Raw genomic sequence first — 20105 nt, forward strand, 5'->3', positions numbered from 1 at the left:
TCCACCGGGGTTCCGCCGGGGGTTCCGTCGGGGGTTCCACCGGGGGTTCGCCGGGGTTCCGCCGGGGGTTCCGTCGGGGTTCCACCGGGGGTTCGCCGGGGTTCCGCCGGTGGTCGCCCGAGCCGCCCGGCCGGACGCCCCGGCCGTTGCCGGGACCCACCGGAATCGGAGCCCCCGCATCGCGGACCCGTATCGTGGGGAGGTCTCAACTCGGGAAAGACTGGCGGTCAAAGCTGCTTTCGATCTTGCCCAGTTGGTGAGAAGTGGACTATACCTGTCGGCTACCGGGGAGGCCCTGAGGGCCGCCACGGCGGATCCGGGGGAGCGCGGCGGGGGGAGAACGCCGCGGGCGCGTCACCCCTCCCGGCGCACACCCAGCACACCAAGCTTCAACTGACCCGCGGTGTCGGGCCCTTCGTCAACTCTTGTGCATTGCCCGTGAGCAACGTGAGCAACGTGAGCAAGGGGAGAACTGGTGCAGCACCGCCTGAGTCCTGGAGAGGGCGAGGACTTGAGCATGGGATCCACAGGGGAATTCGGTCGGCGGGACCTGATCAAGAGAGCGGCTGCACTGGGCCTGGTCGCCATTCCGTCGATGAGCGTGTTGAGCGCCTGCGCGTCGGGCGGCGGTAGCGACGACAACAAGGTCGACAAGGGCACGAAGAGTGAGAAGAACCCGCTCGCGGTCAACGAGTCCGCACAGCTCGACGTCGTCATTTTCGACGGCGGCTTCGGCCAGCAGTACGCCAAGGACGCCGAGGCCGAGTACAAGGCGGCGTATCCCAAGGCCGAGGTCAAGCACGCGGCCACCCAGGAGATCCAGACCCAGCTCCAGCCCCGCTTCAACGGCGGCACGCCGCCCGATCTGATCGACAATTCCGGTGCCAAGCAGATGGACATGGGCACGCTGGTCGGCAAGAAGCAGCTGACCGACCTGAACGCCTTGCTGGACGCGCCGTCGATCGACGACCCGTCGAAGAAGGTGCGGGAGACGCTGCGGCCTGGCGTCGTCGAAATGGGCCAGTTCGAGGGCGGGGAGACCTGGGTCCTCTACTACGCGTACACGGTCTACGGCGTGTGGTATTCGAAGACGAACCTCGAAAAGCTCGACGCGCAGTATCCGCAGACGTGGGACGAGATGCTGGCCGTCTGCGAGAAGGCGAAGAAGAAGGGGATCGCCGGCTGGACGTACCCCGGCAAGTACCCGTACTACCTGCCGTTCAGCCTCTACCCCTTCATCGCGAAGATCGGCGGCCGCGAGGTCCTCGACCGGATCGACAACCTTGAGCCGAACGCCTGGAAGGACCCCGCGGTCAAGGCGGCGTTCGAGGCGTACTACGAGCTCTACAAGAAGGGCTACATCCTCCAGGGCACCCCCGGACTCACCCACATCGAATCGCAGACCGCCTGGAACGAGGGCAAGGCGCTGTTCATCCCGAACGGATCGTGGGTGGAGAACGAGTCGAAGAAGACCACTCCCGCCGACTTCAAGATGTCGGTCGGGGCGCCGTCGAGCCTGGACGCGAACCGCGACAAGATGCCCTTCGGCACCATCTGGGCCTCGGGCGGCGAACCCTTCATCGTCCCGAAGAACGCCAAGAACCCCCAGGGCGGCATGGAGCTGCTCCGCATCATGCTGGGCAAGAAGTCCTCGCAGAACTTCATCAAGCAGGTCTCGTCCCTGACGTCGCTCAACGGCGGCACGGAGGGGCTGTCGCTGCCCCCGGGCCTCAGTTCCTCGCAGGAGGCCCTCGCGAAGGCGGGCCAGAACGTGATCAACCCGCGCATCGGGGACTGGTACACCGCCCTGCAGAAGGAGAAGATCGGCGTCGCGGCGCTGGGCGAGATGATGGCCGGCCGGATCACCCCGGACGAGGCCATCAACAAGATTCAGAAATTCGCGGACGACACGCGCAAGGACGACTCGGTCAAAAAGTACAAGCACAAGTAGGGGCGTGGGAAGTCGCGGTCGTCGGCGACGGCGGTGGCGGCGGTGGTGGCGCGGGCGGTGGTGTGAGCACCTGCCCAGGTCCACGCCGTGGCCGCGGCCGCGGACACGATCGCGCGACGATCGGAGTCGCAGGGAAATGCAGCACGGTAAGTACCGCTTCATCGTGGGGTTCCTGGCCGTACCCCTGGCGATCTACGCGGTGTTCGTGATCTCGCCGTTCCTCCAGGCCATCTACTACTCCTTCACGGACTGGACGGGACTGAGTCCCGACTTCGAGATGGTCGGGTTCAAGAACTACCGGAAGATGTTCGCCGACGACGTGTTCTGGAAATCCGTCGGCCACAACGTCCTGTTGCTGCTGGTGCTGCCACTGGTGACGCTCGGACTCGGCCTCTTCTTCGCCTTCATGCTCAACGTGGGCGGACGGAGGCGGAAGAACGCGGCGGTCGCCGGCGTCCGCGGCTCCGGCCTCTACAAGGTCGTCTACTTCTTCCCGCAGGTGCTGTCGATCGCCATCGTCGCCCTCCTCTTCCAGTTCGCGTACAACCCCAACAGCGGTGCGCTCAACTCCTTCCTCAGCGCCGTGGGCCTGGACTCCGTCCGGCCGAACTGGCTGGGCGACCCCGACCTCGCGCTGTGGTGCGTGATGGCGGTGATGGTGTGGAGCAACGTGGGCTTCTACGTCGTCCTGTTCTCCGCCGGCATGAGCTCGATCCCCAGGGACTTCTACGAGGCCGCGCTGCTGGACGGCGCGAACCGCATCCAGACCTTCTTCCGGATCACGCTTCCCCTCCTGTGGGACACGGTCCAGACCGGCTGGGTGTACATGGGCATCATGGCACTCGACGGATTCGCGGTCGTCCAGATCATGACCGTCGGCCCGGGCGGCCCGGACTACTCCACCGAGGTGCTCGCCTTCCTCCTCTACACCAAGGCATTCCGCGACGGGCAGGCCGGATACGCGACCACGCTCGGCGTCGCCCTGCTCATCGTCACCATGATCTTCGCCGGCATCGTGATGAAGCTCGGCCGGCGCGAACGGCTGGAGTTCTGATGAGCGGCGCAGAGACGACGGAGGCGGTGCCGGTGGACGACGTGGAGCCGGAGAAGACCGATGCCCCGAACCGGAACGTCGATTCGCCGGAGGGACGCATCGGCACCGAAGGAAAGGTGCTCAACGTCTTCTCTCACGGGGTGCTGATCCTGTGGGCCCTGATGGTGACGCTACCGCTCCTGTGGGCGGTGATGAGCGCCCTGAAGGACGACAAGGCCATCTTCACCTCGCCCTGGGCCCTGCCGACGAGCCTGCATTTCGACAACTGGTCGAGGGCGTGGTCGCAGGCGCACATGAGCGAGTACTTCATGAACTCGGTCGTGGTGGTGGCGGGTTCGCTGTTCGGCACGATGCTGCTGGGTGCGATGGCGGCCTACGTCCTGGCGAGGTTCGAATTCCCGGGGAACCGCTTCGTCTACTACCTCTTCGTTGGCGGGATGAGCTTCCCGGTGATCCTCGCCCTCGTCCCGCTGTTCTTCGTCATGAAGAACATGCAGCTGCTGGACACTTACCACGGACTGATCCTGGTCTACATCGCCTATTCGCTGCCGTTCACCATCTTCTTCCTCAGCGGCTTCTTCCGCACGCTGCCCTCGTCGGTGGCCGAGGCGGCCCTGATCGACGGCGCCTCGCACACGAGGACCTTCTTCCAGGTGATGCTCCCGATGGCCAAACCGGGCCTGATCAGCGTGGGCATCTTCAACTTCCTGGGCCAGTGGAACCAGTACCTGCTGCCGGCGGTCCTCAACGTCGGCGACGAGGACAAGAAGCTCCTGCCCCAGGGCCTGGTCGCGCTGGCCGTGAGCCAGGGCTACAAGGGCGACTGGTCCGGCCTCTTCGCGGGCCTGGTCATCGCGATGCTGCCGGTGCTGGCGGCGTACATCGTCTTCCAGCGCCAGGTGCAGGCGGGGCTCACGGCGGGAGCGCTGAAGTGAGCGGCTGCGGGTAGCCCCCGGGAGTCCGCCCCGGGAGTCCGCCCCCTGGTGCCGCGGCCGGCGTGGCCGCCGCGGCCACCGGGGGACGGCTCGTTTCCACCCCACGAACGCCCACGAACGCCTACGGGCGGCGCCCGTGCGAGTGGTCGTGGTCGTGATCGTGGTGGTCGCCGTGATCGTGGCGGTGGTCGTCGCGACGGTCGTCGTCGCGGCGGTGGTCGCCCCGGTGGTGGTCGTCGTCACGACGGTCGTCCCAGCGGTGGTCGTCCCAGCGGTGGTCGTCCCGGTGGTGATCGTCCCGGTGGTCGTCCCAGCGGTGGTCGTCGTCCCGGTCGTCGTCGTGGTGGTGGTGCACCTCGTAGGGGCGCACCCACCAGCCGTTCCGGCAGACACGGCCGTCCCCGTCACGATCGCCCTCGTCGTAGACGCCGCTGCCTCTGGTCTCCCCGTTCGGGCCGGGCCGCCCGCTGGTGAAGAAGTACCGGCAATCAGCAGGAGCCGCCGAAGACGCCGCCTGCGCCGCCGGAAGAATCGGCAGCGAGGCACCGGTTGCACACAGGACCACCAGCGCTGCACGCGCAAGATTTCGCATCGGATCGCCCTTCAGTCATCGACGGGCCGTGCTGTCACACGACCCTGAGGGAACCACGATGGCGAAGGAAAGGTGATCAGCTGTGACGTATCCACACCAAACCACATGAATGCGTATTGTGGTGCGTTAGGCGTCAAATGTGACTTTCGTTGATGGGTGGGCTGTGAGTCAGCCTCTTCCGCCCCGCTCAGATACGCACCCTGAAGCCGGGGCCCGCGCCCGTGGCGATGCGACCGTAGTCCTTCCAGCCGTCGTGGCCGTCGCCGCCCTGGTTCAGCAGGGCATCGACGGCACCGTTGTCGTGGACGACGAGATGATCGGCCTTGCCGTCGCCGTCGATGTCGGAGAAGTGGACACCGGAGCCGGGAACCGGAGTGCGTGAAACGATGCGGCCCTGGTTGATCCAGTCCCCGTGTCCGTCGCCGCCGTTGTTGGTCCAGGCGTGGACGGCGCCGTTGTCGTCGAGGACGAGGTAGTCGGCCTTGCGGTCGCCGTTGATGTCGGCGAAGCGGACCTTGGCAGCCGGTGCCCCGGTGCCCGTGGCGATGCGGCCCTGGTCGGTCCAGTCCCCGTGTCCGTCGCCGCCGTTGTTGGTCCAGGCGTGGACGGCGCCGTTGTCGTCGAGGACGAGGTAGTCCGCCTTGCCGTCGCCGTTGATGTCGGCGAAGCGCACCTTGCCCGGAGGCGCGCCGGTGCCGGTGGCGATGATGCCACGGTCGGTCCAGCTGTCCTCGGCGTCGCTGTTCTTGGTCCAGGCGTGGACGGCGCCCTTGTCGTCGAGGACGAGGTAGTCGGCCTTGCGGTCGCCGTTGATGTCGGCGAAGCGCACCTTGGTGCCCGGTGCACCCGTGCCCTTGGCGATGATGCCCTTGTCGGTCCAGCCCCCCTGTCCGTCGCCGCCGTTGTTGACGTACGCGTGGACGGCGCCGTTGTCTTCGACGACGAGGTAGTCGGCCTTGCCGTCACCGTTGATGTCCACCTGGTAGTCACCGAGGGAGGCCTCGCCGGGCGGGGCGGGCTTGATGGCCACGCGCTCGCGCACCCAGCCGTCGCCGGCCGCGCGGGCCAGTCCCTCGTAGAAGGCGTTCGCCATCTTGGCGTATCCGCTGTCGTTGGGGTGGAGGCGGTCGTTGAGGTCCTGGGTCGTTACGGCGCTCATGTCGACGTACCCCACCTTGAAGCCCTTGCCCCGCCGCTCGGCGACCAGGCGTGGTACCTCGGCGTTGAACTTCTCGACGCGCTTCTGCACCCGTGGCGACTGCGACGGCACGAGGGAGGACACGAGCAGCGTCACGTCGGGTGCGGCACGGGTGACCTGGTCGATCAGACGGCCGAGCCGGGCGGGAGCGCCGTCCACGTCGTCGTCGAGGTCCATGTCGTTGGTTCCGATGTGGAGGAGCACCACGTTCGGGCCCGCCGCCGGCAGCCAGTGTTCGATGTTCTCGGAGAGGTCGGAGATCAGCCACCCCGAGTGGCCCTCGTGCTCCGCGTCGTTGGTGCGCACCGAGCCCACGAACTGCAGGGAGCCGGTGTGAGGGGCCAGCTTGTCGCGCAGGGCGAGGCGGTACCCGTTGTGCGAGGTGCTGCCGGCACCCCATGTGATCGAGTCGCCCAAGGGCATGACCGACAGGCGGGGCACCTTCCAGTTCTGCTGACCGACCGGGGCGGTCACCGTGGTGTCCCGGGACGGGGACGGGGCCGCGGCGGCCGGACCGGCTGCTGCGGCCGCCAGGCTCGTCGCGATCGCCGTAGTCAGGGCGATTGCGAGCAGCCGTGCTCCGGAGCGGGGACGGGGATGAGCGAGGGGCAACGTGCGGGGACTTTCCGTGAGGGCTGCCGCCGTGCGGGGCGGGCAACCGGGACGAATGCGGAGCCCCGCGCCGGTTCGTCGGCGCGGGGCTCGGCCATATCTGCCGGAGAGCCGGCGGATCGAGAGGGAAAGCGAGGTCAGATGCGGACCTTGCTTCCGGGGGCGCCGACGCCGGTGGCGATGGTGCCGCGGTCCTGCCAGGCGTCCTTGGTGCCGCTGCTCTTGTTGAGCCAGGCGTGGACGGCGCCGTTGTCGTCGACGACGAGGTAGTCGGCTTTGCGGTCGCCGTCGATGTCGGCGAAGCGGACCTTGTTCCCGGGGGCGCCGACGCCGGTGGCGATGGTGCCGCGATCTTCCCAGGCGTCCTTGGTGCCGCTGCTCTTGTTGAGCCAGGCGTGGACGGCGCCGTTGTCGTCGACGACGAGGTAGTCGGCTTTGCGGTCGCCGTCGATGTCGGCGAAGCGGACCTTGTTCCCCGGCGCGCCGGTGCCGGTGGCGATGATGCCCCTGTCGGTCCAGCCGCCCTGTCCGTCGCCGCCGTTGTTGACGTACGCGCGCACGGCGCCGTTGTCCTCGACGACGAGGTAGTCGGCCCTGCCGTCGTCGTTGATGTCGGCGAAGCGGATCTTGCTTACGGGTGCGCCGGTGCCGGTGGCGATCACACCTCGGTTGATCCAGCTGTCCTTGGCCACCCGGGAGTTGTTGAGGTACGCACGTACGCCGCCCTTGTCGTCGAGGACGAGGTAGTCGGCCCTGCCGTCATTGTTGATGTCGGCGAAGCGCACCTTGCTCGCGGGAGCTCCCGTGCCAGTGGCGATCACACCTTGGCCGATCCAGTCGTCCTTGGCGCCTTCGCTGTTGTTGAGCCAGGCGCGGACCGAGCCGTTGTCCTCGATGACCAGGTAGTCGGCCTTGCCGTCGCCGTTGATGTCGATGTTGGAGTCGACGGGAGCGTCACCCCGGGGCTGCTCCTTGGGCTCGACCTGCTCACGTACCCAGCCGGTGAGGTCGTCGACGCGGGCGTCGACGGCGTTGGTCCGGGTCTCCTTGGGGTCGGTACCGACGCATCGGCCCTGCCAGGAGCGGCTGTTGACGCCGATGAGCTCGAACCGTCCGCCGACGTCGCGGAAGGCGGGTCCGCCGGTGTCGCCCTGGCATATCGCAGCGCCCTCGGTTTTGGCGGTGAGGCCGACGGTGGTGGCCTTGAGGGACGCGGTGGTGAACTTGGCGTAGTGGAGGCGGTCCGGGACCCATTCGTCCTTGGTGCGGCCGTAGCCGGAGACCCAGACGTCCTGGCCTTCGAGGAGCGCGTTGGCCGGGAGGCTGACGGGGGCGATGCCGGTGACGGCCTTGTCGAGCTTGGCCAGGGCGAGGTCGCGGTCGTCGCGCGGGACGAGTGCGGTGACGGTGGCGGTGGCGCCGTCCTTGCCGGTGAGGTCGGGACGGCCGATGACCGCGGTAACAGGCTTGCCCTCTTGGAGCTTCGGGGCCTGTCCCGGGCTTTCGGCGAAGCAACTGGCCGCGGTGATCAGCCACTGGGGTGCCACGAGCGCGGCGGAGCAGCTGCGCTCGTGGCCGATGTCGAGCTTGGCCGAGAAGGCGAACGAGTCGTTCACGGGCTGACCCACCACGGCGTGGGCAGGGACGGCCGTCAGCGCGCTCGCAGCAGCGGTGGTCATGAGAAGTCCTGTGACCCACGCGGTGCGGGGACGTCTGGCAGGCATGTTCGTTCTTCCTTCCATGGGGTGCGCGGCTCGGTGGGCTGTACGAGCCGTGCGGGTCGGTGAGCTGCTGTCGGATGCGGCGAGGCGGGCAGAGGACGGGACCTCCGTGCCCGTCCCCCGAATCGGGGGCCGGCGCGTCACTCCGACGAGTCCCGTCCCTGGTGCTGAGACGTGGTCCGTGCGGAGGCTCGTGGGTCGTACGGCTGGGAGAGGGACTCGAGCTCCGAGAGCTTGCCCGTGACGTTGTAGCTGTTCATCTGGCTGTGCAGGCGCACCTCTTCGAGGCTCACCTTGAGCTTTTGGCGCATCCACCGGCCCACGGGGCGCTCGATGCAGCGGTGGACGAGCCACGAAACGATCAGTAGCCCCACGATCAGGATCGCCACGATGACGTAGGGGTGGAGCCGGCGTTCCGTGTGGCGTATGAAGATCCAGCCGATGTCCTCGTGGAGGAGGTAGAGGGGGTAAGTGAGGGTTCCGGCGGTGGGCAGCCACCGCCAGGTGATCGAATTGGTGAGCCCGACGGCGACCGCCGCCATGACGGCGAAGATGCCGGCGAGGAGGATCAGGGCCGGCCACAGCGGAGCCTTGTATCCCGCGTAGTACTGGTTCGACCGGTGGGCGGCGACCAGGAAGTGCTGGCCGAGCAGGAAGCAACCGGCCACGATGGTCCACAGCAGGGCGTTCGGCTTGAAGCGGTAGATGAGGTAGAGCGCGATGCCGGCGATGAAGTACCAGCAGTGCTCGGGCATGACGACCATCGTGAGGAGCTCGTTGTCGACCTTGGCGGCGAAGAGCCCGGCCACGGCCCATCCGAGGCAGAAGATCACCAGGCGCCGGTAGGTGATCCCCTTCCAGGCGACGAGCACGAAGAGCAGATAGAAGCGCACCTCCACCCACAAGGACCAGTACACGCTGTCCACGCGGTCGACGCCCATCGCGTCCTGGAGCATCGTCAGGTTGACCGCGAGGTTGCTGAGGGTGGGAACGTCCCGCACACCCGGGAGCAGCCAGAGCGAGAGCGCGGTGACGAGGACGGCGAACCAGTAGGCGGGGTAGAGCCGTGTCACGCGCGATATGGCGAAGTCACCCACGCGCTTGCCCCAGCAGCTCATGCATATGACGAAGCCGCTGATGAGGAAGAAGAGCTGGACCCCGAGCCACCCGTAGTAGCTGAGGAGGTACGTGCTCGGGAAGTGGCCCTTCACCGAGGTCGTCCAGCCGGTCCCGTCGTAGGCGAGGAGGTGGAAGGCGACCACCATCAGAGCCGCGATGATGCGCAGCCCGTCCAGGACGTAGAGTCTGGACCCCGCTGACCGGTCCCCTGCCGGCCTGCGATCGGATTCGCGTCGTCCGGCGAAAAGCATGCGTTCCCACCTATCGCTGACTCGAGTCAGCTGTGTCTTCTTGATCGGGGAGGCACTTGCGCACAGCTTCCTGTGGCGTGCATCGGATTCAGATTCGGATCTTGTGTGCGGGCTCACCGACGCCGGTGGCGAAGGTGCCGCGGTCGGTCCAGCTGCCGCCACGGCCGTTTCCGTGGTCGTTGATCCAGGCCTGCATGACCCCGTCGTCCTGGAGGACGAGGTAGTCGGCCTTGCCGTCACCGTTGATGTCGGCGAAGCGGACCTTGCTTCCGGTTTCGCCGACGCCGCCGGCGAAACCGTCGAGTTCGCTCCAGCTGCCGCGCCCGTCGGTGCCGGTGTTGATCCAGGCCCGCACGGAGCTGTCGTCCTGGACGGCGAGGTAGTCGGCCTTGCCGTCGCCGTTGACGTCGGCGAAGCGGATCCTGTCCTCGGGCTCGCCGGTGCCGCCGGCGAAGGTGCCGCGTTCGATCCAGCTCCCCTGGCCGGTGCCGCCGTTGTTGAGCCACGCCTTGGTGACCCCGTACTTGCCCACGACGAGGTAGTCGGCCTTGCCGTCGCCGTTGATGTCGGCGAAGCGGACCTTGCTGCCCGGCTCCCCCACACCGGTGGCGAACGTGCCGCGGTCGGTCCAGCCGCCGTTGCCGTTCCCGCCGTTGTTGATCCAGGCCTTGACGGACCCGTCGTCCTGGAGGATGAGGTAGTCGGCCTTGCCGTCGGCGTTGATGTCGGCGAAGCGGATCTTGCGCCCGGGTTCACCGGCGCCGCTGGCGAACTTGCCGCGGTCGATCCAGCTGCCGTGGCCGGTGCCGCCGTTGTTGATCCAGGCCCTGACGGAGCCGTTGTCCTGGACGGCGAGGTAGTCGGCCTTGCCGTCGCCGTCGATGTCGACCCGGTAGTCGCCGGGCGGGGGCGCAGGGCGCTCCGGGGCCGGCTTGACGTCCACGCGCTGCTGGATCCAGCCGTCCTCGGAGGCGCGGGCGATGCCCTGGGCGAACGCGTCGGCCATCTTGACGTAGCCGCTGTCCTTGGGGTGGAGGTCGTCGGCGAGGTCGTTCGTGGTGACCGCGCTCATGTCGACGTAGCCGACGTGCCCGCCCTTGCCCCGGCGCTCGGCGACCAGCTGCGGGACCACGGCATTGAACTGCTCGATCCGCTTCTGGGTCGGGGCGTCCGTGGACGGGACGAGGGAGGAGACCAGCACCGTCATGCCGGGAGCCAGCGAGGTGATTTTGTCGATGAGATTGCCGAGACGGCGGGGGGCCGTGTCCGTGTGGTAGTCGTCGTGCAGATCGTTCGTGCCGATGTGCAGGAGGACGACGTTCGGCGCCGCGGCCGGCAGCCACTGGTCGATGTTGGCGGCGAGGCCGCCGATCTTCCAGCCCCAGTGCCCCTCGTGATCGGCGTCGGGCGCCGTGCCGTGGTGCTCGGAGCCGACGAAGTCCAGCTTGCCCGCGTGCGGGACCAGCAGGTTCCACAGCTCGGCGCGGTACCCCGCTTCGTTCGAACTGCGGGCACCGTGAGTGATCGAGTCACCCAGCGGCATCACGGTGAGGCGCGGGACCTTCCAGTCCTTGGCGACGGCGACGGCGGCGGGGGCGGGGGCGGGGGCGGAGGACGCGGCGGGGGCGGCCGGGGCGAGGCCGGGGGTGTGCGGGTCCGGCGTCGGTGACGGGGTCAACGGCGTCGACGGCGACAGCGGCATCGAAGCCGGCGTCGACGGTGAGGCCGACGACGACGGCGACGGGGACGGCGAAGGCGACGGCGATGACGACGGTGATGTCGTCGAGACCGAGGCGAAGGCGACCTGCGTGCCTGTCGTCAGCACGCCTGTGGCCAGTAACGCGGTCAGCGCGTGGCGAGACTTCTTGAACAAGAAAGTGGCTTTCTGTGGTCTGCTTCCCCGGGACCGAGCGGAATCGCCGATTCGGTCATGGGGACGCCGAAGGCCCCGCCCGCAGGGACTGAAGGGGCGACTTCGGAAAGAGAGTGATGCCTGTTCGGCCGTGGGGGCTTGCCGTGGTCCCCACCGCGACAAGCCCCACGGGCAACGGCTGCTGGTGCGGCGGCCGCCTGGGTCCCTCCTACTTGAGGAGCTCGACCTCGTCGTGCGTGCCGCTCGCGTCCACGGCCGGGTACAGGCTGATGTTGCCGTCCTCCCAGCGGACGAGGACATCATTGGGACGGGCGTTCTCGGCGAACGCTCCGGTGGCGAGGGCCTTGGTGAAGCGCCAGGCGGAGTGCTCCGGGCGGACCTTGAGCTCGTCCTCGAAGGGCTTGGCGGTGCTGACGCCCCGGTAGATGCTGGCGGAACCGTTCGTCCAGCGAACCAGGAGGTCGGAGGTCGCCTTGCCGGTGAAATCGCCGGCGCTCATCTGCACGATGTTCGTCGCGGCCGCGTTCGCCTTCATCAGCTGGATCTCGTTCTTGAGCCCGTTGGCGCCGATGTCGGTGTGGAGGGCGAAGGAACCGTTCTTCCAGCGGATGAGCAGGTCGTCCCGCTGGGCGTTGCCGGTGTACCGGCCGACCGCCATTTCCATGACGTTGTCGGCCCAGTGGGCACTGGCGGGCTTGAGCTCCTCTTCCTTGCTGAACCCCTTCTGGTCGACGTGGGCGAACCACGTCACCTGCCCGGTCTGCCAGCGGACCACCAGGCCGTCCGTACCGCTGCCGGTGAAGTTGCCCGCTGCGATGGACTTGGCGTAGTGCCAGCTCTTGCCCGGCAGCTTGTGCTCGGCGGTGAACGGGTGCTTCGGGTCCTTGCTGTCGGCGCCCTGGAAGAGGCTGGCGGTCCCGTCCTCCCAGGTCACGAAGAGGTCCATGCGCCGCTTGTCACCGCCGGGCGCGCCACCCGTGAAGTAGCCGGGGACCAGGTTCGTGGCCTTCTTCCAGTCCTTCCCGCGCAGAGGCTCGGGAGGAGAGGTGATGCTCCGGATCCAGCCGGTGAGGTCGTCGACGCGGGCGTCAACGGCGTTGGTCCGGGTCTCCTTGGCGTCAGTCCCCTGGCATCCCCCCTGCCAGGAACGGCTGTTCACGCCGATGAGTTCGAACCGTCCGCCGACGTCGCGGAAGGCGGGTCCGCCGGTGTCGCCCTGGCATATCGCGGCACCCTCGGTCTTGGCGGCGAGGCTGACGGTGGTGGCCTTGACCGATCCGGTGGCGAACTTCGCGTAGTGCAGCCGGTCCGGGACCCATTCGTCCTTGGTACGGCCGTAGCCGGAGACCCAGACGTCCTGGCCTTCGAGGGTGGCGTTGGCCGCGAGGCTGACCGGGGTGACGTTGGTGACCGGCTTGTCGAGCTTGGCGAGGACCAGGTCGCGGTCCGTCCGCGGCACGAGCTCGGTGACCGTGGCGGTGGCGCCGGCGTCGCGGGTGAGGTCGGGTCGGCCGATGATCGCGGTGACGGCCTTGCCCTGGCCTTCCGGGAGCTTCGGGGCGCCCTGGCCGGGGGCGTCGGTGAAGCAACTGCCCGCGGTCGCGAGCCACTGAGGCGCGACGAGCGCGGCGGAGCAACTGCGCTCACCGGCGATGTCGAGCTTGGCCGTGAAGGCGAACGAGTCATTGACGGGCTGACCCACCACGGCGTGCGCGGGGGCGGCCGTCAGAGTGCTCGCGGCGGCGGCAGTTAAGAGGAGCCCTGCGGCCCACGTGGCGCGGGGATGTCTGGCAGACATGAAGAATTCTTCCTGGCTTGTGATGCGCGGCTCGTCCTGGCGGACGGGCCGGAAAGACGGGTGCTCTGGCTGACCGTTCAGCGGCGTGGCGCCGCCGTCGGGCAGTTGCGTGCTTGGGCCGCCGGTAGGGCAGCGCGCGACAGGGAGCGGGTCACGCGTCAGCTGGTGACGCGGAGCTCCAGCAGGGTGGCGCGGCCGAGCCTCTTCCCCTCGCCGAACGGCGTGTTCTCGTTCTTTGGGGCGTCGATGGGAGGAAGGTCCTTGCCGTCGATCCTGATCGTGATCTGGACAGGGTGGTCCAAGGTCTCGATGGCGTAGGCATCGGGAAGCGTGAGGGAGAGGTACCCCTGCTTGCCCTTGACTGCGAAGCAGAAGTAGTTGCCGCCGACCCGGGACCTGACGGTGATGTCGTGCGGGGCGGCGCAGTCGGTGAAGAGGATGTGACCATCCCCCTTGTACAGGGTTATGCCCTTCTCCTGGGCGGTCTTTGCGCCGTCGGGGTACTGGAACGTTTCGACGGCGAAGGGCATGTCATCGTCGCCGGCTGCTGCGTCGGCTGCCAGGGATGCCGTCTGCGATGTAGCCGGCTGCGCGGCCGAAGTCGTAGTAAATCCGACACATGAGGCAAACAGTGCAAGAGTGCTGGTAATGGCGATCTTTCGGACAGATGAGAATGCCACAGCTACCTTCCGGTTCGTGAGTGATGCCGATGTTACGCCCCGTGACGTCCGTGCGTAAAGCATATGTATGATGCCCCCAACTAGGCGGCAGTTGACGCTGCAATGGGGGGAGTTGTGGCGCGATCGGGTCGGGGGGCCCGTCTAGCGGGACCTGTCGATCCCTGTGCTCGTCCAACTGTGTGGCAGCTGCGCCGACCCCGGAACGACGAGAGAGGGACCGCCCCGTATGTGGCGAAGGCTGTGCTCCGATAGCGGAGCACCAGAAGATGGTGGGGGACAGCGGGCCGGTGCGAAGCGATCGTTACGACTGCGCCGAGCCGGTACTGCGCTGCTTCCCGTTGCGCTCGTTTCCGGCCTCCTGAGTGCTGCTCCGGTCGCTTCGGCCGAAAGGGCGGAAGACGCGCAGTGGCGGACCCTGTGGGAGCGCGGGCAAGCCGTCAGCTTGTGGAGGACGGGTGGCGCCGGCATCAAAAGGGCCGCTGAAGAGGCGCTGCTCGGCACGGACGAGGATGTCAAGAAGTTCCTCGCAGCCAAGGACGACATCGAGTTCGACGACGACTCCATCGACGCCAGCCGTATCTTGAGTGTGGGCGGGCTTGCGGTACGGGAAGCTGCAAAGAAGGCACTGCGAGGCACTCCTGAAGACCTCCGCGCGTTCCTCAAAGATGGCTGGAAAGCCCCTCTTGAGCAAGATCAACAAGTTGAGGCGAACCAAGTCATCTACTTCGGAGGTAATGGGGTAAAGGACGCCGGTAACGCTGCCCTCAAGGGGACCCCTGCCGATGTTGCCCAGTTTCTCGAGGTCGGCCAGTACAAGGCTCGTGAGATAGACGACGAGATTCTCGTCCTGTCGATCACCGCTGAGGGCGGCCCGAACGTGAAGGCCGCGGGCAACCTCGCAATGAAGGGGACACCCGAGGACAGGGTGGAGTTCCTGGAGGTGGGCCAGTTCACGGCCCGCAACCGGGACCAAGAGCATGCCACCATCGCGGATCTCACCAAGCAGGCCGAACAGGCCGGTCTGCGGGCCGAGCAGGCGACCGAGGCGGCCCAGAAGGCATCGGGCCGCGCGGTCGCGGCCTCTGAGCTCGCGAAGGAGTCCGCGCAGAAGGCGGCTCGAGAAACCAAGGCGGCCAAGGACGACTCCAAGAAGGCTGCCGTTAAGGCGCAGCAGGCTGCCAAGGCTGCGCAGAACGCTGCCAGTGCGGCTCAGCAGGCCATCGGCGCCGCCAACGCCGCTCAGCGCACCGCCCGAATAGCAGCCATGGCTGCTGCTCAGACTGCGAGTGCGGCCAACGCCGCCGCAGAGGCTGCCACTCGCGCTTACAACGCTGCCATAGCGGCCGGCAAGGACGCGGGCCAGGCCGAGAACGCCAAGAACTACGCGAAGCAAGCGCGCGATGCGGCGGGGCTTGCGAAGAGGTCGGCTGCCGCAGCGGACCAGGCGCGCAAGGCATCTTCGGCTGCCGAGACCGCGTCGAAGGCCGCGCGGAGCGCCGGCGCCAACGCCGATGCCGCTGCTGATGCCGCCGACGAGGCGAGCGGGTACGCCGACGCAGCCGGGGTCCACTCGGCCGAGGCCAAGGCGGCGGCAGCGGAAACCCGTCGGCACGCACGGGAAGCCAACCGGGCCGCTGCTGCGGCTGAGTCGCTGGCACGGAAGTCCGCCAGTGCCGCTGCTGAGGCGCGGGACGCGGCCAACTCTGCCGCAGATCACGCGAACAAGGCAGCGGACGCCGCTGAGGAAGCGGCCAAACATGCGGGCGAGGCCAAGGACGCGGCGACCGAGGCGGCCAAGCAGGCCGATGCGGCGAAGGAGGCTGCCGACGCTGCGAAGAAGGCGGTCGATACCGCCAAGAAGGTCTTTGAGATAGCCCGCGAAACGGAGGCTGAGGAGCTCGCCACCCGTACTGCCGCTGCTGTCGAACGAGCCAAGTCCGACCAGGCGCAAGCAGCGAAGTTCACGTCGGCCACTGCTGCCCAGGTGATGGAGGACAGGGCTCTGGACGGTACGGCCCAAGGCCTGGCGGCCGAAGCGTCCAAGCCGGGCGCCGATGTGAAGGCGGTCGCGGCGAAGGGACGTGCGCTGGCGATGCGGGCGCTCAAGGTCCGTGGGCCGTTCAGCCAGGAGGCCGCGGCCACGGCTCTGGCAGGCGCGGACGATGACGTCCTTGAGTACCTGCGCACGGGATGGACGCAGGCGGAGCAGGACGAGGCCCGTCAGCGGGTCGTCGATCTGTCCACTCAGAGCCCCTATGAGTCCGTTCGTACGGCAGCTCAGGAAGCACTCAGGGGTAATGGCCAGCAGATCAGGGACTTCTACACCACTGGTCAGTACACGGCAGGGGCGACGGACCTCAGCATCGAGACGTACGGAGTCCTCGATGCCGGCGGTCCTGGGGTGAAGGAAGCCGCCAAGGCTGCGCTGGCTAGTAAAAACCCCAAGGATCTGGCTGTATTCCTCGCCAGTGGCCAGCACCAGGCCCGAAACGTCGACGAGCAGGTTCTGGCCGCAGGACTCCTCAACGACGGCGGACCCGAAGTAAAGGCTGCTGCCAAGGTCGCCTTGGCCGGGCCCGCGGACGAGCTCCACTCCTTCATCCAGGCAGGCCAGTACATGGCCGACCGTAAGGACCAGCTTGCCGCGACTCACGTCGCCCAGCTTCAGGTTCTTATTTCTCACGGCTCCGAGGTCGCGGCCAAGGCCCGGGAGAACCAGTGGGTGGCCGCCAGGGCAGCAGCCGTGGCCAAGGGCGCCTCTGGTGACGCTCAGAAGGCCGCTGACCAGGCTCAGAAGTCGGCCGATGAGGCAAAGGGCTACGCCGCCGATGCCGACAAGTCGGCCCGGCAAGCGGAGAGCTCCGCTGCCAAGGCTGCAAAGTCTGCTGTCACCGCACGAAACGCTGCCGATGCCGCCGACCGCGATGAGGCCGCAGCCGCCGAATCTGCTGCCCAGTCTCAGTTCTCTGCAAGCTATGCGCGGAGTGCGGCAATTGATGCATCCGAGTACGCAGGTGACGCTCGCCATTCTGCTGTAGCAGCTGGAAAGAGCGCTAAAGAAGCTAATGACTTTGCGTCCCAGGCGTGGCGTGAGGTGGTGGTGAAGCGTCAGGCCGAGCAAGCTGAAGCGCAGCGCCAAGCAGAGGAGAAGCGTAAACAGCTGGAGAAGGAGAAGAAGGAAAAGGAGAAGAGGAGGTGCCGACCGGGCACCGCGGGTAGTCGTGATCTGGACTACCAATTCCAGGCCTGCACCAGGGGGCCGGGGGAATGGACTCTGGACACTGACCCTCCAGACCTCAGTGTGATGAAACTCGCCATGTTTATGTGGGGAGTGGATGACGTTGCAGCGGATTGTGTAAAAAACCCTTCGGCAAGCAAATGCTCTGTGTCCCTAGTTCTGTCCCTGCCCGTGGGTAGGGTTGTCAAGTGGGGCAAGAAGGGAGTAGAAGCTGTAGCCAAGGAATCTCGTGCCGCTAAGGCAGCAAAGTGTCTGGAATGTTTCCTTGCGGGCACCAAGGTGCTAATGGCGGACCGCTCGACAAAGAATATCGAGTCCGTCGAGGTCGGCGATGTAGTAGTTGCCACTGACCCAGTCAGCGGCAAGACGGGTCAGCGTGCAGTGACCGGTCTTATCGTCACCGAGCACGACAAACGTTTCAACGAGCTGGACATAGACACCCCGCGAGGCACCGAAAGGCTTACGGCAACCTACGAGCATCCGTTCTGGTCACCGTCTGCGAACGCCTGGGTGAGGGCTGCTGAGCTGCGCGCCGGGATGACGCTCAGGACTGTTGACGGGCGAGCAGTCAGGGTTGCGGGAAATCGACCTTTCGCACAGACAGCCAAGACCTACAACCTGACTATCGACGATCTGCACACGTACTATGTGCTGGCGGGATCTACCCCGGTACTCGTTCATAACAGCAACTGCAATGTTGCTAACGCTCGGCGACTTCAGGCCCGGATGGCGGCGGAGGAGCTCGCCGGGGCGGACGGGCATGCGTACCGGAAGCACGTGGTGGAGCAGGGAGAATTTCCAGGAATCCGAACTCGCGCACAGTTTGCTGAAATGATTGAGGATGTGATCCTCAACGGGGAGCGTCGCGTTGGAGCTCTCGGAAGAAGCGCCTACTGGAAGAACGGGGTTATTGTGATTCGCAACCCGGGCTCTCCAGATGGTGGGACTGTCTTCGCGCCAAAGGCTGGGTACGATTATTTCCTGAACAATTTCAGGCCGGAGTGAGAGGGGCAGCTGAAATGCAGGTAGAGGACCATGGGGATCAGATTGTCGTAGTGATGCCGAGAGAGGAGTTCTTCCTTGTTCAATCACTGATGAGTGAAGCTCTTGAGACGGGAGATGACTGCGATTTCGAGACGCGTGTAGGCGCGACCAAGGATCAGGTGAGGGCGCTCCTCCGGGCCTTGCCGGATCTTCCCTTCAGCGGCGGCAGGGGGTAATTCCAGCTCCCAGAAGAGATGTGGAGCCCCGTCAGGTAAGGCCTGGCGGGGCTTCGGCCGTGTCGGATGCGCAGCGCGTAACAAGCGAACTGGCTCACCCGCACGATACGGCCTCGATCTGGTTCGAGACCTTGACGGGGGATCCCGGTGGCGGCTCTGCTTAGAGTTCATGTGTTGTATGGATGATGGCCGGGCTCCAGAGTTGTGGTCCGGTTGCGGGGACGGCCGGCGTGCCGTGTCCGGCTAGGTGGGAGTGGATGGGCGTGGAGACTCCGGGGTCGCAGTCGTCGCTGCACCGGGCCAACCTCGAGCGGGTCGTGCGTGCGGTGCGCAGGGCGGGGTCGCTCACGCAGGCGGAGATCGCCCGGGCTACGGGGCTGTCCGCCGCTACGGTCTCCAATATCGTTCGGGAGCTGAAGGACGGCGGGACCGTCGAGGTCACGCCCACCTCCTCCGGAGGGCGGCGGGCCCGGAGCGTGTCCCTGTCCGGGGACGCCGGCGTCGTTGTCGGGGTGGACTTCGGGCATACGCATCTGCGGGTGGCCATCGGGAACCTCGCCCAGCGGGTCCTGGCCGAAGACGCCGAGCCGCTGGACGTCGATGCCTCTGCGGCGCAGGGGCTGGAGCGCGCCGAGCGGCTGGTCCGGCGCTTGATCGCGGATACCGGGATCGAGCCGGGGAAGATCATCGGGGTGGGGCTCGGTGTGCCCGGGCCCATCGACGTCGAGACCGGCACGCTCGGGTCGACCGCCATCCTGCCCGGGTGGGCCGGGACCAATCCGCGGGACGAGCTCGCCGAGCGGCTCAGCGTGCCTGTGCACGTCGATAACGATGCGAACCTCGGGGCCCTGGGCGAGCTCGTGTGGGGCGCCGGGCGCGGGGCGTCCGATCTTGCTTACATCAAGGTCGCCAGTGGTGTCGGTGCCGGACTTGTTATTAATGGGCAGATCTATCGTGGGCCGGGGGGCACCGCGGGTGAAATCGGGCATATTACGCTCGACGAGTCCGGGCCTGTTTGTCGCTGCGGCAACCGCGGGTGCCTTGAGACCTTCACCGCCGCCCGCTACGTCCTGCCGCTGCTGCATTCAGCTCATGGAACCGACCTCACCGTCACCCGCATGGTGCAGCTCGCCCGCGAGGGCGACCCCGGCTGCCGGCGGGTCATTTCGGATGTCGGGCGGCATATCGGCAGTGGTGTGGCCAATCTGTGCAACTTGCTCAACCCCCGTCGCATCGTCCTCGGGGGCGATCTCGCCGACTCCGGTGAGCTCGTACTCGCTCCCATCCGCGAATCCGTCTCCCGGTACGCGATCCCCAGCGCCGCACGGCAGTTGGAGGTCGTCCCCGGTGCGCTCGGCGGCCGGGCCGAGGTGCTCGGTGCGCTCGCGCTCGTGCTGAGCGAGATGGGGGATTCCACCCTGCTCGACGCGCCCGTTCCGGCTGGTTCCCCCCTGCCCGTCTGAGGGCTGGGCGGGCTTCGGCCCATTTGTGGCCGGAACCTTCTTGAGTTTACGTAGATAACGAATGGCATCGTTGCCGTCTCGTTAGGGATTTACTTCTTGACGGTGCTCCGGGCGCCGAGTTGACTTCCAGCCACCTCGGCCGCAACGACGCGGCCTCGTCAGGGAGGTTTCTGCAAGTGAACACGCATCTGCGTCGTGCAGCCGTGGCCGTGGCGGCCATGTCGATGGCGGCCGGTCTCGCCGCCTGTGGCAGTGCCAAGGAGGCCGGCGGCGGGGAGACCAAGAAGGACAAGAAGGGCCCGCTCACCATCGGGCTCCTCCTTCCGGAGAACCAGACCGCGCGCTACGAGCGCTTCGACAAGCCGCTGATCGAGAAGAAGATCAAGGAATTGGCGGGGGC

12 protein-coding genes and 1 pseudogene are annotated in these 20105 nt (G+C 67.0%); 6 read left to right on the forward strand and 7 right to left on the reverse strand.

Annotated features, from left to right (window positions below):
• Window positions 1-517 precede the first annotated feature (517 nt).
• The 3 genes from ngcE to ACSNOG_RS25115 all read left to right on the forward strand — a co-directional run bounded on the left by ngcE (window position 518) and on the right by ACSNOG_RS25115 (window position 3940).
• Window positions 518-1951: an N-acetylglucosamine/diacetylchitobiose ABC transporter substrate-binding protein gene (gene ngcE, locus ACSNOG_RS25105; RefSeq protein ID WP_436754972.1), complete on the forward strand. Its 1434-nt coding sequence runs from the start codon at window positions 518-520 to the stop codon at window positions 1949-1951.
• A gap of 136 nt (window positions 1952-2087) precedes the next feature.
• Entirely contained in the window at window positions 2088-3005 is a 918-nt protein-coding gene (locus ACSNOG_RS25110; RefSeq protein ID WP_436754973.1) for a carbohydrate ABC transporter permease, read from the forward strand.
• Window positions 3005-3940, forward strand: a complete 936-nt coding sequence (locus ACSNOG_RS25115) for a carbohydrate ABC transporter permease (RefSeq protein ID WP_436754974.1) — start codon at window positions 3005-3007, stop codon at window positions 3938-3940. The genes ACSNOG_RS25110 and ACSNOG_RS25115 overlap by 1 nt, the downstream gene beginning before the upstream one ends.
• A 121-nt stretch (window positions 3941-4061) precedes the next feature.
• Here ACSNOG_RS25115 and ACSNOG_RS25120 read toward each other — a convergent pair whose 3' ends face one another.
• From ACSNOG_RS25120 to ACSNOG_RS25150, 7 genes are all read right to left on the reverse strand, one after another.
• Window positions 4062-4532 carry a hypothetical protein gene (locus ACSNOG_RS25120; RefSeq protein WP_436754975.1) on the reverse strand — a complete coding sequence of 157 codons (471 nt, stop codon included), beginning with the start codon at window positions 4530-4532 and terminating at the stop codon, window positions 4062-4064.
• A 187-nt stretch (window positions 4533-4719) separates the two neighbouring features.
• Window positions 4720-6204, reverse strand: a complete 1485-nt coding sequence (locus tag ACSNOG_RS25125; RefSeq protein WP_436754976.1) for an FG-GAP-like repeat-containing protein — start codon at window positions 6202-6204, stop codon at window positions 4720-4722.
• Window positions 6205-6479: 275 nt separating this feature from the next.
• Window positions 6480-8021 (reverse strand): FG-GAP-like repeat-containing protein, encoded by a 1542-nt coding sequence (locus ACSNOG_RS25130; protein WP_436754977.1) that lies wholly within the window; start codon window positions 8019-8021, stop codon window positions 6480-6482.
• Window positions 8022-8203: 182 nt separating this feature from the next.
• Window positions 8204-9433, reverse strand: a complete 1230-nt coding sequence (locus ACSNOG_RS25135; RefSeq protein WP_436754978.1) for an acyltransferase family protein — start codon at window positions 9431-9433, stop codon at window positions 8204-8206.
• 88 nt (window positions 9434-9521) lie between these two features.
• Window positions 9522-11111, reverse strand: coding sequence for an FG-GAP-like repeat-containing protein (locus tag ACSNOG_RS25140; RefSeq protein WP_436754979.1), 1590 nt, complete (start codon window positions 11109-11111; stop codon window positions 9522-9524).
• A 403-nt stretch (window positions 11112-11514) separates the two neighbouring features.
• Window positions 11515-13104, reverse strand: a complete 1590-nt coding sequence (locus ACSNOG_RS25145; protein ID WP_436754980.1) for a S1 family peptidase — start codon at window positions 13102-13104, stop codon at window positions 11515-11517.
• Window positions 13105-13262: 158 nt separating this feature from the next.
• The gene (locus tag ACSNOG_RS25150) at window positions 13263-13634 is read right to left on the reverse strand and encodes a hypothetical protein (RefSeq protein ID WP_436754981.1); all 372 of its coding nucleotides are present in this window, start codon (window positions 13632-13634) and stop codon (window positions 13263-13265) included.
• A gap of 376 nt (window positions 13635-14010) precedes the next feature.
• On the opposite strand from ACSNOG_RS25150, the gene ACSNOG_RS25155 reads away from it, so the two are divergent.
• The 3 genes and pseudogenes from ACSNOG_RS25155 to ACSNOG_RS25165 form a co-directional block, all read left to right on the forward strand.
• Window positions 14011-18027, forward strand: coding sequence for a polymorphic toxin-type HINT domain-containing protein (locus ACSNOG_RS25155; protein WP_436754982.1), 4017 nt, complete (start codon window positions 14011-14013; stop codon window positions 18025-18027).
• Window positions 18028-18505: 478 nt separating this feature from the next.
• Window positions 18506-19705, forward strand: a complete 1200-nt coding sequence (locus tag ACSNOG_RS25160; RefSeq protein WP_436754983.1) for an ROK family transcriptional regulator — start codon at window positions 18506-18508, stop codon at window positions 19703-19705.
• Between the two features lie 176 nt (window positions 19706-19881).
• Window positions 19882-20105 (forward strand): annotated as a pseudogene (locus tag ACSNOG_RS25165) (ABC transporter substrate-binding protein); the annotation flags it as partial.

Source organism: Streptomyces sp. URMC 124 (genome assembly GCF_051386455.1).
Taxonomy (GTDB): domain Bacteria; phylum Actinomycetota; class Actinomycetes; order Streptomycetales; family Streptomycetaceae; genus Streptomyces.

What these genes read in the sequence shown, in the direction of transcription:
- ngcE (WP_436754972.1), top strand. Translation starts at nt 518, where the DNA reads ATGGGATCCACAGGGGAATTCGGTCGGCGGGACCTGATCAAGAGAGCG.
- ACSNOG_RS25110 (WP_436754973.1), top strand. Translation starts at nt 2,088, where the DNA reads ATGCAGCACGGTAAGTACCGCTTCATCGTGGGGTTCCTGGCCGTACCC.
- ACSNOG_RS25115 (WP_436754974.1), top strand. Translation starts at nt 3,005, where the DNA reads ATGAGCGGCGCAGAGACGACGGAGGCGGTGCCGGTGGACGACGTGGAG.
- ACSNOG_RS25120 (WP_436754975.1), bottom strand. Translation starts at nt 4,532, where the DNA reads ATGCGAAATCTTGCGCGTGCAGCGCTGGTGGTCCTGTGTGCAACCGGT.
- ACSNOG_RS25130 (WP_436754977.1), bottom strand. Translation starts at nt 8,021, where the DNA reads ATGACCACCGCTGCTGCGAGCGCGCTGACGGCCGTCCCTGCCCACGCC.
- ACSNOG_RS25135 (WP_436754978.1), bottom strand. Translation starts at nt 9,433, where the DNA reads ATGCTTTTCGCCGGACGACGCGAATCCGATCGCAGGCCGGCAGGGGAC.
- ACSNOG_RS25145 (WP_436754980.1), bottom strand. Translation starts at nt 13,104, where the DNA reads ATGTCTGCCAGACATCCCCGCGCCACGTGGGCCGCAGGGCTCCTCTTA.
- ACSNOG_RS25150 (WP_436754981.1), bottom strand. Translation starts at nt 13,634, where the DNA reads ATGCCCTTCGCCGTCGAAACGTTCCAGTACCCCGACGGCGCAAAGACC.
- ACSNOG_RS25155 (WP_436754982.1), top strand. Translation starts at nt 14,011, where the DNA reads ATGTGGCGAAGGCTGTGCTCCGATAGCGGAGCACCAGAAGATGGTGGG.